At 65.6% G+C, this 15,199-nt stretch carries 13 protein-coding genes; 7 read left to right on the top strand and 6 right to left on the bottom strand.

Annotated features, from left to right (window positions below; all coding sequences use genetic code 11):
* Window positions 1-10: 10 nt before the first annotated feature.
* The 4 genes from I6F21_RS10820 to I6F21_RS10805 are packed head-to-tail and all read right to left on the bottom strand — an operon-like array spanning window position 11 to window position 3,702.
* Window positions 11-913 (bottom strand): NAD(P)-dependent oxidoreductase, encoded by a 903-nt coding sequence (locus I6F21_RS10820; protein ID WP_225141416.1) that lies wholly within the window; start codon window positions 911-913, stop codon window positions 11-13.
* A gap of 20 nt (window positions 914-933) precedes the next feature.
* On the bottom strand, window positions 934-2,298 hold the full coding sequence (locus I6F21_RS10815; protein WP_225141418.1) for an amidohydrolase family protein: 1,365 nt from the start codon (window positions 2,296-2,298) through the stop codon (window positions 934-936).
* A 4-nt stretch (window positions 2,299-2,302) separates the two neighbouring features.
* On the bottom strand, window positions 2,303-3,382 hold the full coding sequence (locus I6F21_RS10810) for a maleylacetate reductase (RefSeq protein WP_225141420.1): 1,080 nt from the start codon (window positions 3,380-3,382) through the stop codon (window positions 2,303-2,305).
* Window positions 3,379-3,702, bottom strand: a complete 324-nt coding sequence (locus I6F21_RS10805; RefSeq protein ID WP_036005173.1) for a Dabb family protein — start codon at window positions 3,700-3,702, stop codon at window positions 3,379-3,381. Before I6F21_RS10805 ends, I6F21_RS10810 begins: the two co-directional genes overlap by 4 nt.
* A 107-nt stretch (window positions 3,703-3,809) precedes the next feature.
* On the opposite strand from I6F21_RS10805, the gene I6F21_RS10800 reads away from it, so the two are divergent.
* The 7 genes from I6F21_RS10800 (at window position 3,810) to I6F21_RS10770 (ending at window position 12,328) form a co-directional block, all read left to right on the top strand.
* Entirely contained in the window at window positions 3,810-4,733 is a 924-nt protein-coding gene (locus tag I6F21_RS10800; protein WP_036023604.1) for a LysR family transcriptional regulator, read from the top strand.
* A 13-nt stretch (window positions 4,734-4,746) separates the two neighbouring features.
* A complete protein-coding gene (gene xylB, locus I6F21_RS10795) occupies window positions 4,747-6,192 on the top strand; it encodes a xylulokinase (protein WP_225141422.1) in 1,446 nt (481 codons plus the stop codon).
* Between the two features lie 138 nt (window positions 6,193-6,330).
* Window positions 6,331-7,854 (top strand): sugar ABC transporter ATP-binding protein, encoded by a 1,524-nt coding sequence (locus tag I6F21_RS10790; RefSeq protein ID WP_225141424.1) that lies wholly within the window; start codon window positions 6,331-6,333, stop codon window positions 7,852-7,854.
* Entirely contained in the window at window positions 7,847-8,887 is a 1,041-nt protein-coding gene (locus tag I6F21_RS10785; RefSeq protein ID WP_036005162.1) for a ribose ABC transporter permease, read from the top strand. Before I6F21_RS10790 ends, I6F21_RS10785 begins: the two co-directional genes overlap by 8 nt.
* A 101-nt stretch (window positions 8,888-8,988) precedes the next feature.
* Entirely contained in the window at window positions 8,989-9,936 is a 948-nt protein-coding gene (locus I6F21_RS10780) for an ABC transporter substrate-binding protein (protein ID WP_036023609.1), read from the top strand.
* Window positions 9,937-10,086: 150 nt separating this feature from the next.
* Window positions 10,087-10,554, top strand: a complete 468-nt coding sequence (locus I6F21_RS10775; RefSeq protein ID WP_036005156.1) for a MarR family transcriptional regulator — start codon at window positions 10,087-10,089, stop codon at window positions 10,552-10,554.
* Between the two features lie 67 nt (window positions 10,555-10,621).
* Complete coding sequence (locus tag I6F21_RS10770) at window positions 10,622-12,328, top strand: FAD-dependent oxidoreductase (protein ID WP_225141426.1); 1,707 nt, start codon at window positions 10,622-10,624, stop codon at window positions 12,326-12,328.
* On the opposite strand, the gene I6F21_RS10765 is transcribed toward I6F21_RS10770, so the two are convergent.
* The gene (locus I6F21_RS10765) at window positions 12,293-13,828 is read right to left on the bottom strand and encodes a hypothetical protein (RefSeq protein WP_225141427.1); all 1,536 of its coding nucleotides are present in this window, start codon (window positions 13,826-13,828) and stop codon (window positions 12,293-12,295) included. The genes I6F21_RS10770 and I6F21_RS10765 overlap by 36 nt on opposite strands.
* 29 nt (window positions 13,829-13,857) lie before the next feature.
* Window positions 13,858-15,033 carry a glycosyltransferase family 4 protein gene (locus tag I6F21_RS10760; RefSeq protein ID WP_109144259.1) on the bottom strand — a complete coding sequence of 392 codons (1,176 nt, stop codon included), beginning with the start codon at window positions 15,031-15,033 and terminating at the stop codon, window positions 13,858-13,860.
* Between the last annotated feature and the right edge of the window lie 166 nt (window positions 15,034-15,199).

The raw sequence follows: 15,199 nt of genomic DNA, 5'->3' as shown, positions 1-15,199 counted from the left end.
ATCTCCGCGATCAGGGTTTTGGTTCGCCGAGGCCGGACAGCCGTTCGAGATGCTTGACGGTCGCGATGAAGTCGGTATCACCGTCGCCCTGCGCGACCAGCGCGCCATAGGTCTCGCGCACTTGCGCGGCGAGCTGCAACGGCACGCCGACGGCGTGGCCGGCGCCCAGGATTAGGTCGAGATCCTTGGCCATCTGCCTGCAGGAGAAGGTGGACTCGAAGTCGCGAGTCCGCAGCGGCGCGGTCTTGTACTTCACCATGGGGGAGGCGACCGCGCTGTCGTCGAGCACTTTCAGGATGTCCTGCCAGGCGATGCCGCCCTTGCGCGCCAGCGCCAGACTCTCCGCCATCATCGCCGCCGACACGGCGATCATCAGATTGACCGAGAGTTTTGCAAAGCGCGCTTCCTCGGCGGAGCCGAGATAGGTCTGGGCGCGGGTGAAAGCTGCGAACAGCGGCTTGACGCTCTCGAAGGCGTCCTTCGGCCCCGACACGAAGCAGGTCAGCGCGCCTGTGTGCACGATGCTGGCATTGCCGGAGACCGGCGCGCGCAAATAGGCAATGCCACGCGCCTGCGCGGCGGCCGCAACCTCAGCCGAGACGTCGACACTCACGGTGCTGGTTTCGATCAAGACGGCACCTTGTGCCATCGCGGCGATCAGGCCGGCGGAGCCGAGCAATGCGCCGCGCAAAGCGGCGTCGTCGGGCAGGGACGTGATCACAGCGGCCTTGCCGCTCACGGCCTCGGCCGGCGAGGCGGCAATCGCAATGCGCTGCGCGCGTGCCTCGTCGATGCGCGCCGCGCTCTGGTCGAACGCGGTAACGGCGAAGCCCGCCTTGGCGACGAGCACCGACATCGGCAGGCCCATCTTGCCGATCCCGATGAAACCAACTGTTTTCAGAGCGTCAGTCATTGTTCTTGTCCATTGGCGCCTCAGGCGGCGCGTCCCTGTCGTTCAATATCCTGCACCAGCCGCCGGCCGGATTGCGCCAGCAGCTCCTTCTTCGTCTCGAGTCCCTCGATCAATAGCCGCCCGTTCTGCTTCTTCCAGGCACCGCCGATCATGACGGCCTCGATGTTGGCGAGGCTCGTCTGCATCACGACGGTTGCGACGGGATCATGCACTGGATGGAGATTGAGGTCGGAGGCGTTGATGATGACGAGGTCGGCGAGCTTGCCCGGCGTCAGCGAGCCGATCTGGTGCTCGCGGCCGAGCATGCGGGCGCCTTCCGTCGTGATCCAGCGCAGCGCTTCGCGCACGGGAATCGTGGTCGTCGCCGGAATGGCGCCACTTGCTTTGCGCGATTCCACATTGTCCAGTGCCCGCTGCATCGACAGCGCAACGCGCGCGGCGGAGAGGAGATCGCCGGCCAGGACGGACTCCAGGTCGATGCCGATGGTCGGCCGCACGCCGCGCTTCAGAAGGCGGCCGGTGATCGGAAAGCCATGGCCCTGGATCATCTCGTTCTCGGGCGTCACCGAGAACGATACGCCGAGATCGACGAGACGATCGAGCAGATCATCCGGCAGATCGTTGCCGTGGATGATGTTAATGCCGGGACCGACGAGGCCGGCCTCGAGCAGCTTCTCCCAGCCGCCGGGCGTCTTGGCCGGACCGCCGCCCTGATGCATCGATGCGATCAGCTTCAGCTCCCGCGCCAGGCGGAAATCGTGCATGGCGACGTCGAGCGTCGAATAATGCGGACCGAGGATGGCGAGCCCGAGCGTGACGAGGCCGTCGCGGTCGGCGAGGGGCCCGGCCAGCAGCCGCTCGACCTCGCGGCGCGGATGCGGCACTTCCGAGAAATGCGGCTCGCCCGGCTTCGGCTCGGGCTTCGGCGAGCCGTGGAAGAACGCGGCGCGGACGCCGCTTTCGATCAGGCCGCGCACGGCTGCGTCGGTATGATCCGGCGTCGGGTTGTTGTGGCACCAATCGACCAGCGTAGTGACGCCGTGATTGATCTGGTTCAGCGCGCCGACAAGCGTCGCGATGTAGATGTCGTCGGGCCGGAACACGGTGGCAAGGCCCGCATGCATGCGGCGGAAATATTCCAGCAGCGTCCAGTTCGCGGCGAAGCCGCGCAAGCCCGTCTGCCAAGTGTGCATATGTGCGTTGATCAGGCCGGGAATGACGATGCGGCCCGTGCCGTCGACGACCGCCGTGTCGGCCGCAGCGTCGATCGACGGGCGCACCTCGGCGATCCGGCTGCCCTCGACCAGCACATCGCCGGTCGAGAGATCGCCGATCGCGTCATCCATGCTGATGACGGTCGCGGATCTGATCAGGGTGCGCCGCATCGCTTCAAGCTGCCGCTTTGATGGTGCCGGGTGGTTCGCCGGCGAAGGCGCGTGCAATCAAGTCGCGAATGGCGCCACGCTCGAGCGGGCGCGGGTTCCAATAGGCGTTGGTGACGGCGAGATCGGCCGCCTTGTCGATGCCGCCCTCGGGCATGCCGACATCGCGTAGCGCGACCTTCGCACCCAGCCGCTTCGCAAGTTCGAAAAGCCCCCGAGCTGCATCGGCTGCCCCGATCGCGCGCGCGATCCGCACCATCGCGTCGGGCACGGCCGGCGCGTTGTAGGCCAGCGCATGCGGCAGCACGATGGTGTGGGTTTCGGCGTGCGGCAGGTCGAAGGTGCCGCCGAGCGTATGGCAGAGCTTGTGATGCAGCGCCATGCCGACAGTGCCGAGGCAGACACCGCACAGCCAGGCGCCATAGAGCGCCTCGGTGCGAGCCTCGCGATCGTCGCTCCTGGCGGCAATGGCGGGCAGGGCGCGCGCCAGCGCGCGGATGCCTTCTTCGGCCATCAGCGAGGTGACAGGGTTGGCATCGCGCGCGTAAAGCGCCTCGACGGCATGGGCGATCGCGTTGATGCCGGAGGTCGCTGCGAGGCCTGCCGGCAGCGTCAGCGTCAAGTCGACGTCGTAGATCACCGTCTCCGGCAGCACGGCGGCATCGCGCACCGTGGTCTTCAGCCCGTTCTCGGTCTGGCCGACGATCGGCGTCATCTCCGAGCCGGCATAGGTGGTGGGAATGCAGAGCTGGTTGACGCCGGTGCGCAAGGCCAAGGCCTTGCCGAGCCCGGTGGTCGAGCCGCCGCCGAGCGAAACGACGCAATCGGCTTCGCATGCCTTCATTGCCGCGAGCGCGCGTTCCGTGACCTCGACCGGCGTGTGCATGGTGGCGCCGGAAAAGATGCCGGCATAGAGCGGGCCGAGCGCGGCTCCCAAGCTCTTGCCTTGTGCCTCCTGCTGCGGCGTCGTCAGCACCAGCGCACGCTTGCCGCCGAGCCGCTCGACCTCGGCCTTGGCTGAGGCAAGCGTGCCGCTGCCGAACACGACGCGGCAGGGCAGGTTTTCGAAGGTGAACGAACCGATCATGCGCCGGTCTCTTTGATGGGATAATCGACCTGGAAGCGCCCGATCCGCAAGTCGCCCAGCGCCTCGCGCACGCGCAGATGCTCCGGGTGGTTGGCATAGGCGGCGAGCGCCGCCTGGTCGGTGAATTCGGAGAACAGCACCACGTCGCAGGCATAATCGACCGCGCTGACGTCCATGCCGACTTCGATATGGGTGAGGCCGTCGATCCGGCCTTTAAGGCCCTCGAACAGGGTCTTGACCTTGAGCCGGGCGGCCGAGCGCTCCTCAGGGCTCTCCCCGCGCAGTCGCCACATCACGATGTGCCTGATCGGGCCCGACATTTCCTGATTTCCTCGCCTGCTATGGTGCTTTGTTGGCGCCATTTTGCCTTGCAGAAAACGGAAATAAAGGTCAAAATTTGTAAGTCTCTTTTCCTCTTTATGCAAAAATGGACCGGCTGCTTCAACTCGAGGTGTTCTCCAAAACCGCTGAGCTCGGCAGCCTTTCCAAGGCCGCCGAAATCCTGCGGATGTCGAACGCCGCTGCGAGCCGCCATCTCAGTGCGCTGGAGGAGCGGCTTGCGGTCCGGCTGATCGAGCGCAACACGCGCCGGCAATGGCTGACCGAAGCGGGACAGGAACTGCTGCAGCGGTGCAGCACGCTTCTGAACGAGCTCGCCGAAGCCGAGGACGCCGTCTCCGATCGCGCGCTGTCGCCGAAGGGCATGCTGCGCGTCACGTCTTCGCTGTCCTTTGCGATGATCTACCTCGCGCCGATGCTGCCCGCCTTCCGTGCGCTCTATCCTGATCTCAGCGTGCAGATCATCAGCGCGAACCGCTACCTCGACTTCATCGAAGCCGGCATTGACGTTGCGATCCGTACCCGCGAGCACGAACCGGATTCCAACATCATCGTGCGCCGCATCGGGCAAATGCACCGCGTGCTCGCGGCCGCTCCGTCCTATCTGGAGAAGCACGGCCGGCCCGAGCATCCCGCCGATCTCGCCCGGCACAACATGCTGATCTACAATCTCGCCAATGATCCCTATTCGCTACGGCTGAGCCAGGGCAGCACGACGCAGACGATCCGGATCGCGCCGACGCTCGACAGCAACGACGGCCAGATCATCTGTGGTGCGGCGCGCGCGGGGCTCGGCATCCTGATCCAGCCGCTCTATATCGTGCAGGGCGATATCGCGGCCGGGCGGCTGGTGCCTGTCCTGAGCGATTGGCAGCTGCCGTTGCTCACCATGAACATCGCCTATCAGAACCGCGTCAGGCTGCCTGCCAAGATCAGGGTGTTCTCCGACTTCCTCGTCAGCTACATCCGGGAGCATTCAGAGCCGGGGATCTGGATCGACGCGGCGAAGTGAGCGGGAAGCAGCCATGTATCTCGGCATCGATCTCGGCACGTCGGCGGTCAAGACGGTTCTCGTCGATGATGCCCAGCGCGTGATCGCAAGCGAGAGCCGGTCGCTCGCGACCGTCTCGCCGCAACCGGGCTATTCCGAGCAGGATCCGGCGCAGTGGATCGATGCGACCTTCGCCACGCTGGATGCCCTCAAGGCGTCGCATGCCGATGCGTTGGCGGCGGTCGCAGGCATCGGGCTGTCCGGCCAGATGCATGGCGCCACGCTGCTCGATGCGAGCTCTAGGCCGCTGCGGCCCTGCATCCTCTGGAACGACGGACGCTCTGCGACTGAGTGCCGTGTCCTGGAGCAACGCTGGCCCGCCTTGCGCGAGGTGACGGGCAACAAGGCGATGCCGGGCTTCACCGCGCCAAAACTGCTCTGGATCGCCGCGCACGAGCCCGAGATCTTTGCGGCGACGAAACTCGTTCTTCTGCCAAAGGCCTATCTGCGACTAGTGCTATCGGGCGAGGCCGTCGAGGATGTCTCGGATGCCTCGGGATCCCTGTGGCTCGACATCGCGCGCCGCGATTGGTCGGACGCAGCGCTGGCAGCGAGCGGCTTGTCGCGCGAGCACATGCCGCGCCTGGTCGAGGGATGCGCGCCCGCAACCACGCTGCGCAGCGAACTCGCGCGGCGCTGGGGGATGATCAGGCAGCCGGTGATCGCGGGTGGGGCCGGCGACAATCCCGCGGGCGCCATCGGCATCGGCGCAATCCGGCCGGGAGCCGCTTTCGTGTCGCTGGGAACCTCGGGTGCGCTCATGGTCCCGACCGACCGGATCGCCGCCAATCCCGACCGTGTCGTGCACACGTTCTGCCACGCCATTCCAGGGATGTGGATTCAGGCCGGCGCGATCCTCTCGGCCGCTTCCTGCCTTGCCTGGCTCGCGCGCCTGTTCGGCGCCGCCGAGGCCGAGCTGCTGGCGCCGCTTGGAGCACGACCGCAGGCGCCGTCGCCCGTGAGCTTCCTGCCTTATCTCGCCGGTGAGCGGACGCCGCACGACGATCCCGTTGTGCGCGGCATGCTGGATGGCCTGAGCCATGGCACCGATCGCGCGGCGATCGTGCGGGCGGTGCTCGAAGGCGTTGCCTTCGCGCTTGCCGATTGCCGCGATGCGCTCGCGGATGCCGGCATCGGGATTGCGGAGGCCGACGTGATTGGCGGCGGTTCACGCTCTACCTTCTGGCTCTCGGTGCTGGCGAACGTGCTGAGCATTCCGATCCATCGCTTTGCCGGAGGTGAAACCGGCGCCGCGTTCGGTGCGGCGAGATTGGGGCGGCTTGCTGTCACGGGTGAGGCAATCGGTGACGTATGCATGCAGCCGCAGCGCATCGAAACATTCGAGCCCGACGCTGCACTGGTCGATGCCTACGCTGAACGGCTTCCCGCCTGGCGCGACCTGTATCGGCCGCGCCACTAGCTGGCCCAATCTGGTTTGCATACTTCGGTATATTCGCCTTCGGTATTGCCCTGCGTCACCCGCTTTTGTTTAATGACCAAACCGCGTTGCCGAGAAACGAGACGCGGGTGGGAAACGCATTGTGCGCCGGGAGGCACGATGAACGATCCGATCCTCGAGATGCGCGGGGTCTCGAAGACCTTCTTCGGCATCAAGGCGCTGCGGGCCGTCGATCTCACCGTCTATCCCGGCGAAATTCACGCCCTGATGGGTGAGAACGGCGCCGGCAAGTCGACGCTGATGAAGATCCTGTCCGGCGCCTACCGGCCCGACCCGGGCGGCGAGATCCGCATCGAGGGCAGGGCGGTGCGGATCGAAGGCCCGCTCGGCGGCCGCGCGGCGGGCATCTCCATCATCTACCAGGAGCTGTCGCTCGCTCCCAATCTCAGCGTTGCCGAGAACATCTATCTGGGACGGGAGATATCGCGGTCAGGCTTGCTGGCGCGCGGCACAATGCGCGAGGGCGTCGGCCCGATCCTGAAGCGCCTGGGCGCGGACTTCCTGCCCTCGACGCTGGTGGCGCATCTGTCCATGGGGCAGCGGCAGCTGGTCGAGATCGCCCGTGCGCTGCACGTCAGATCGAAAATCCTCATCATGGACGAGCCGACCACCTCGTTGTCGGCCGCCGAAAGTGAGCGGCTGTTCGCGTTGATCCGCCAGCTTCGCGCCGAGGGCCTTGCCATCATCTACATCTCGCATCGCATGGACGAGGTCTATGCGCTCGGCGATCGCGTCACCGTGCTGCGCGACGGCCGCCTGGTCGGCTCGCTCGACAAGCCCGAGATCCGCGCCGACACCATCGTGCGCTTGATGGTCGGTCGCGACGTCTCCTCGTTCTACAAGAAGGACCATGATCCGGAGGCGGGGCGGGGGCATCCCGTGCTCGCGGCGATCGACATGGCCGATGGCGGGCGCGTCAAGGGCTGCTCTCTCACCGTGCATGCGGGTGAGGTGGTCGGCCTCGCCGGCCTGATCGGCGCCGGTCGCACCGAGCTTGCGCATCTCATCATCGGCGCGTCGCCAAAAACCTCCGGCCGGCTCGAGCTGGAGGGGCGTCCGGTCGAGATCCGCACGCCGGGCGAGGCGCTCGAGGCCGGCATCGCCTATCTGACCGAAGACAGGAAGGCGCTCGGCCTGTTTCTCGACATGTCGTGTCTTGATAACATCAACCTCGCCGTGCTCGGCCGCGATGCGAAGCTCGGCTGGTTTCTCGATCGCGACAAGGCCCGCGAGCGCGCCGACCGCGCCTTTGCAGGCCTCAGCATCCGCGCCGCCAATCCCGGCGTTCCCGCCGGCGGCCTGTCAGGGGGCAACCAGCAGAAGGTGCTGCTGTCGCGGCTGCTCGCCATCGCGCCGAAGGTCCTCATTCTCGACGAGCCGACGCGCGGCGTCGATGTCGGTGCCAAGTCGGAAATCTATTCGATCATCGACAATCTCGCCAAGGCCGGCACCGCGATCCTCGTCATCTCGTCCGATCTGCCCGAGATCATCGGCATCTGCGACCGCGTCATCGTGATGCGTGCCGGGCACATTGCCGGCGAGGTCAGCCGCGGTCCGAATTCGCCGCTGGCGCAGGAAGACATCATGGGGCTTGCCACGGGGATGGAGCATCTCGATGCCTGACAATGGTGCTGCGGAGGCAAAGCCGGCATCGACGACGACCAATGGCGCTGCCGCGGAGACAAGACGCCAGCGGATGAGGATGCTGATCAGCGCGCTCGGCATGTTGCCGGTGCTGCTGATCCTCTGCATCGGCTTCAACGTGCTGTCGGAAGGCCGCTTCTTCACCGGACAAAATCTCGGCATCGTATTGCAGCAGGCCGCGGTGAACACCGTGCTCGCCGCCGGCATGACCTTCGTCATCCTCACCGGCGGCATCGACCTGTCGGTCGGCTCGATCCTGGCGGCCTCCGCGATGGCGGGTTTGACGCTCTCCAAGATGCCGGAGCTCGGCTTGCTGTGGCTGCCGGCCGCACTGCTCACCGGCCTCGTCTTCGGCATCGTCAACGGCGCGCTGATTGCGCTGCTGCGCCTGCCGCCCTTCATCGTCACGCTCGGCTCGCTCACCGCAGTGCGCGGCCTGGCGCGGCTGCTCGGGGCTGACACCACCGTGTTCAATCCCTCCATTCCCTATGCCTTCATCGGCAACGGCTCGTTGACGCTCATTCCCGGAGTCGCGTCGATCCCATGGCTCTCGGTAATCGCCTTGCTCGTCATTCTCGTCTCCTGGCTGGTGCTGCGCCGGACCGTGCTCGGCGTGCATATCTATGCCGTGGGCGGAAACGAGAGCGCAGCGCGGCTTGCCGGCATCAAGGTCTGGGCCGTCCTGATCTTCGTCTACGGCATCTCCGGACTTTTCGCCGGGCTCGGCGGCGCCATGCAGGCGGCGCGGCTCTACGCAGCCAACGGACTCCAGCTCGGCCAGTCCTATGAGCTCGATGCAATCACCGCGGTGATCCTCGGCGGTACCTCGTTCGTCGGCGGCATCGGCTCGATCTGGGGCACGCTGGTCGGTGCGCTCATCATCGCCGTGCTCTCGAACGGGCTCATCCTGATCGGTGTCTCCGACATCTGGCAATATGTGATCAAGGGCCTGGTGATCATCGGTGCCGTGGCGCTGGACCGCTACCGGCTGCAAGGCTCCGCGAGAACGTGAAAGGTCTGGCCCGCAACGGCGTGCGCATGGCTTGAGACGAGATTCCGTTGCGGCAACTGGTCTGCCGCGCCGGGGACGAAGACAGACCAGGGAGGAAGTCCATGTTGAAGACGATCATGCTCGCCGGCGCCGCCATGGCGCTTGCCCTCACCACCGCACCATCCTTCGCCAAGGAGCTCAAGTCGATCGGCGTCTCGCTGGGATCGATGGGCAATCCGTTCTTCGTCGCGCTGTCGAAGGGCGCCGAGTTCGAGGCCAAGAAGACCAATCCCAACGTGAAGATCACGACGGTCGGCTTCGAATACGACCTCGGCAAGCAGGTCACCCAGATCGACAATTTCATCGCCGCTGGCGTCGACCTGATCCTGCTCAATCCCGGCGATCCCAAGGCGATCGGGCCGGCCATCAAGAAGGCGCAGGCCGCAGGCATCGTCGTCGTCGCTGTCGACACCGCGGCCGAAGGCGCCGATGCCACCGTGACCACGAACAACGTGCAGGCCGGCGAGATCTCCTGCCAGTACATCGTCGACAAATTGGGCGGCAAGGGTGACGTCATCATCGAGAACGGGCCGCAGGTCTCCGCCGTGATCGACCGTGTGGTCGGCTGCAAGAACGTGTTCGCGAAGAATCCCGGCATCAAGGTGTTGTCGAGCGACCAGGACGGCAAGGGCTCGCGCGAGGGCGGCCTCACCGTCGCGCAGGGCTATCTGACCCGCTTCCCCAAGATCGACGCCATCTTCGCCATCAACGATCCGCAGGCGATCGGCACCGACCTTGCGGCACGCCAGCAGAACCGAACCGGCATGATCATCACCGCCGTCGACGGCGCGCCCGATATCGAGGCCGCGCTGAAAGATCCGCAGTCGCCGCAGATTCAGGCGTCCGCGTCGCAGGATCCGTTCTTCATGGCGCGGCGGGCCGTGCAGGTCGGCGTCGGCATTCTCAACGGCCAGAAGCCGGCTTCGACCGTCGAGCTGCTGCCGTCCAAGCTGGTGACCAGGGACAACGTTGCCGCGTACAAGGGCTGGACCTCGGATCGCTCGCAGTAAGGCATCGGGGCGTTCGAAGCACGAGAGATGGCGGGTGGCGGTTCGATCGCGCCGCCCGCCGCCGATACCTCGCGTGCTCACCAGTAGCACGCAGCAATGCCTGTGCTAGCTTTCCACGATCTCGTTCGGTCGATTCGGAAAGCAGATCCGGTGAAATCCACGACGTCAGGCACCGCGTGGCGGCATGCCAATATCGGCCGCCTGCTCAATAACGCGGTGCGGCGCTTCGAAGGCCGTGTGCTCGAATTGATGACCGAGCGGGGCCACGACGAGACGCGCATCGCCCATGTCAGCCTCACGCGCAATCTGGACGTGGAGGGGACGCGGCTCACCGAGCTCGCCCGCCGCGCCTCCATGAGCAAGCAGGCGATGGGCGAGCTGGTCGACCAATGCGCCGCGCTCGGCCTCGTCGATCGCATCGCCGATCCGACCGACCGGCGCGCGCGCATCGTCGTGTTCACGCCCACGGGGCGCAAATGGCTCGATGCGTTCCGTGATGCCGTCGACATCGCCGAGCGGGAGATGCGCGTCGAGCTCGGCAAGGCCACGATGGATGCAATCCTGAAGGGGCTCGCGGTGTATGGCACGGAATTCGACACGCTCGATGACCCGGATTAGTCAGGCAGCTTGACGAAATAGTCAGGTGTCCTTACCATGCAGGTTGGCGTTGGTAGGGAGAAGCAGCTTGGAAATTCGTCTGACGGCCGCGGTGCTCATCGTTGGCGGGGGCCCTTGCGGGCTGATGCTGGCCAACGAGCTCGGCCGCCGCGGCGTGTCCGCGATCCTGGTCGACGAAAAGCCGGGCACGGCCTTCAACCCGCAAGCCAATGCGACGCAGGCGCGCTCGATGGAGCATTATCGGCGGCTGGGCTTTGCCGACGAGATCAGGCGCGAAGGTCTGCCCGCGGACTACCCGACCGATGTCGCATATTTCACGCGCTATACCGGATACGAGCTGGCGCGGTTCGCGCTGCCGTCAGCGTCGCGGGCGGGTGAGCTGATCAAGGGCATGTCAGGCTCCTGGAGCGCGGCGGAGCTGCCGCATCGGGTCTCGCAGAAATATGTCGAGGCGGTGCTGCGCCGCCACGCCGAACGGCTGCCCGGAATCCAGCTCAACTACAGTCACCGGCTGATCGGCTACACGGAAAGTGATGACGGTATCGCCGGCAATATCGAATGTCTCGACGATGGCAGCCGCTTTCGGGTCCGCGCCGACTTCCTGGTCGGGGCCGACGGGCCGCGCTCGATGGTCCGGCAATCGCTCGGGATCGTCTATGGCGGCGAGAGCGGGACGCAGCGCGACTTCATGGGCGGCCGCATGCTGGCGGTCTATCTCCGCTCGCCCGATTTCTACGCGCGCGTTCCCCACGCGAAAGCGTGGATGTACAATTGCTTCAACGGCGACCGCCGCGCCTTCATGGCCTCGGTGAACGGTCGTGATGAGTTTGCATTCCACACCCAGTTGCGACCGGGCGAGGACGAAACTGCGATCACGATCAACCAGGCCAAAGCCGCGTTCCAGCGCGCCTGCGGTGCGCCGATCGATTGCGAAGTTCTGTCCTTCCTGACCTGGACCGCCGGTCACGCATTGGTGGCAAGCGGGATGCAGCGGGGCAGGGTCTTCCTCGGCGGCGACGCGGCGCATCTGTTCACGCCGACCGGCGGGCTCGGCTACAACACCGCCATCGAGGATGCGGTCAATCTCGGCTGGAAGCTCGCAAGCGTCGTCAAGGGCGTGAGCCCGGCGGCACTGCTCAATAGTTACGAGGTCGAGCGGCGTCCGGTGGCGCTCCGCAACACCGATCATGCGCGCTGCTTCGCCGATTCGCTTGGCCTCTTCGCGCCGGCGCCGGAGATCGAGGATGCCACGGAGGCCGGCCACAAGGCGCGGCGAATCGCGGGTGCCTATCTCAATCAGCACGCCCGTGCCGAGTTCAACATCCCCGGCGTCACCTTCGGCGGACGCTACGACGGCTCCCCAATCATCGTCCCCGATGGTAGCGAGCCGCCGCCGGATGCTGCCAACGTCTACGTTCCCACCGCCTCTCCCGGTGGCCGCCCACCGCATGCGTGGCTGGAGGACGGCATGTCGCTATACGACCAGTTCGGATTCGAATGGACCTTGCTTCAGTTTGGGGACGTCATGTCGGCCCATGCGTCATTCGCTGACACCATTCGCGCGATCGGGGCCGACGTAAAGCTCGTCACGCTACCCAGATCGTTGCGCGATCTCTATGAGGCGGATCTCGCCCTGATACGTCCCGACCAGATCGTGGCTTGGCGCGGCAACGCATCGCAGGCCGGAACGATCGCACGCGTTCTTAGCCGCGTACTCGGGCGCGAAGACGCGCGGCTGCTAGCCGGCGGTGGAGGGATTGGTTCGCGCAGGTGACACGGCCGATGGAATTGCGCTCGTAAAGAGACTGGTCTTGGGCTGGACGCGCGATCCGTCGATCAGCTCGAGCCGCCCGCAGCGATTCAAGGTGTGCAGCTTCCTGCCCGGCCATGCCGGGCCGGGTTTCAGAGTGTGGCGGACGACCTGCTTGAATACCGTCGGCGACAGCTCGACCACTTCCGCCAGGGCAAGCGCTGCGCCGTATCCGTCGGTGCAATCCTGGACCGGTCGCCACAGTTTGTCATCGAGCGTGACGAAGTTTCCTGCCGGCCGCGTGCTGGCGCGGTCGATCAAGACGGGATGGCTGGCGTGGGGAAGCCAAGGCCCCAAGAGCCGATCGGCGTAATAGATCGCCAGCGAATCCGAATAGCCACCCGTTCCGTCGCGCCAGGCGCCAAACAGATAATACAGGCCGTTGTGGCGCGTGATCGTGACGTCGGCCAGCTCGAGGCCGGAAAGGAGCGTTGCGTATCGCTCCCATTTGTCCGGAAACCGAGTGCATTTGTAGAGAGCGACGTCCCCGCGGGTCGAGCTCTCCGGGATCATCCACAGCTCGCCATCGTCCTCGATCAGGAACGGATAGGAGAGGTGACAGGGCTCCTCCAGCACCGGCATCACCTCGCCGATCGGCCCCGCGTCGTTGAACGCGATCGCGGAAATGATACCTTTTCCGACACGGTGATCGAGATCCTCGAAGAAGGCGAAGGTCCGTCCCTGCCACGTGACGGGAAAGGGATCGGCGTAGAAGTGGTTTCCAGGATCTCCCAGAACGTTCCAGCTTGGACCTGACAGGTCTCCGGTCTGCCAGACGCCCGGGCCGTCGTTGAAGCGCCATCCGATATGCCAATGCGGGGCATAGCAGCAGAGGCGATAGATCTCCTTGGCGATCGATACGGCAAGGCCGCGCGCCACGTAGCCAACGGGTCCGCGGTGCGGGACAGTTGAAGCGGGGCGCGGCAGGTGCGGCACGATGCGCGGCCTTCCCGACAGGATCGCCGCCAGCATGGTGAGGGTCCGCGCCATGATCGTTTCGAGCGCACCACTGAGGCCCGCAGCAATCTCACCGGACGGATGGCCGCGGTCGAGGACCGAACCGTCGATCTCGTTGACGATCTCGATCACGGGCAGGTCGCCGGCGAGGATGGCGGCGAGCGCGGCATTTTCGCCTGCGACGCCGTTGAACAGCGGCCGCAGATACAGCCGGGCCGGGCTCGCCGGATCGCGCGGGGCATTCGTGAAATCGACGATTACGTCGGCGGTGCCGATGCTGACCCGTGCTGGTTCGGAGCTGATCGTCAGCCTGTCGGCGGCGCTGTGCTTGCCCTTGTGCAACACGATGCGTTCGAGCTCGAACAGCGCATCGAGACCTGCCGGCCGCGGCTCCGCCGTTGCCGTCCATGCAACTTGCACCGACATGTCCCGGCCGTCGACCGACAGCGTCCTGCGGTCCATCCAGCGCCGCGCATAGTCACGTTCACAGCGAAACTCGATGATCATGTCGAGCCAATCTGTTCCGACGTATCAGGTCAAACGACCCGGTCGAGAATCCGGACGTATTCCTCGACCATGGCATCTACCGAATAGCGCAGCCGCAGGCCTTTGGCGTTTTGTCGCAGCTCGTCACGTAATTGCTTGTCGGTTACCAGCCTGGAGACCGCCGCGGAGAGCTTCGCATGATCGGAGGCATCGACGAAGAGCGCCGTCGGTCTGCCCTCGTAGGACAATACCTCGCGCAGGACGGGAAGATCGGTCACGACGGAGGGAACACCGGCGTTGGCGGCCTCGACCGCGGCCAGACCGAAGGTCTCGGCCTGGGTCGGAAAGACGAACACGTCGAGACAAGCAAGGAAGTCCGCCATCCGGCCAGGAGGAATCTCTCCCAGCAAATGCAGACGGTCCGCGACGTTCAAGTCGTTCGCGAGCTGCCTCAGCCGGGCCTCGTCGGCTCCCTGGCCGGCCAGCGCAAGATGCCAGGACGGTTGATCCGGCAGCAGACCGATCGCCAGATCGAGCCGCTTATGCGGATGCAGCCGTGCCGCGCAACCGAGCAGGACGCGGTCCGGTGGCAGGTTGAATTGACCTCGTGCCGCCTCCTTCGACAGGGTAAGGGCCTTGTCGTCGAAGCCGTGCGGCACATGCACCATGCGCGACCGGTAAGCCGCGGGGTAGCGCGAATATTCGCGCTCCATGTCCTGCGAATTGAGCGTGATGCAGTCGAAGAAGCCGAGGCTGCCCATGGCGATGTCGGCGGTGCGGACCGGCCAGCTCATCGCCAGCGCGGATGAAACCTGATTGGCGACGACGGGTGCACGGCTGACGAGGCGCGTGACGCCGGCGCCGATGACGTTGCCGAAATGCTGGAAGGTCAGGACGGCGTCGGGCCTGGTGGTTCTGATGTGGCGGCCGAGCGTCCACAGCATCCGCAGCAGCGCCAGCGGATTGCCCGGCCGGCTCGGCGCGCAGTAGAGCGTGGCGGGCGGTTCGTCAAAGGAGTCCGATTTGCGGAAGAAGAACAGATTGGTGACCCGGTGACCGCGCGCGGTCAGCCCGGCGCCGAGCAGCCGCGAGATCTCCTGTGCACCGGCGTTCTCGGCCTGGGTTTGCGCAAGAAGCACGTGGAGTTTTCGCCCACTGCCGTTCGGCCGCGCAGGTGCCGTCGCGCTCGTCTCGTCCAGGTCCTTGTTCGGCTGATAATGGAGCACGGATCCCGACCCGCTAAAGCAACGAAATCTTCACCTTCTTAACTCCGTACCTATCATGCGGGCATCCCGCGGACACCGGCTAGCAACAAACGGAGTTAATGCGGCGCGATGGCCACGGTGTCGTTGGCGCAGCATTTCCGCTGGTTCCCGGCTGGCGCGTTAACCA

This window comes from Bradyrhizobium sp. NBAIM03, from assembly GCF_020194055.1.
GTDB classification, from domain to species: Bacteria; Pseudomonadota; Alphaproteobacteria; order Rhizobiales; family Xanthobacteraceae; genus Bradyrhizobium; species Bradyrhizobium yuanmingense.
The sequence above is the reverse complement of the archived record's forward strand: the minus strand, read 5'-3'. Positions and strand labels throughout refer to the sequence as shown.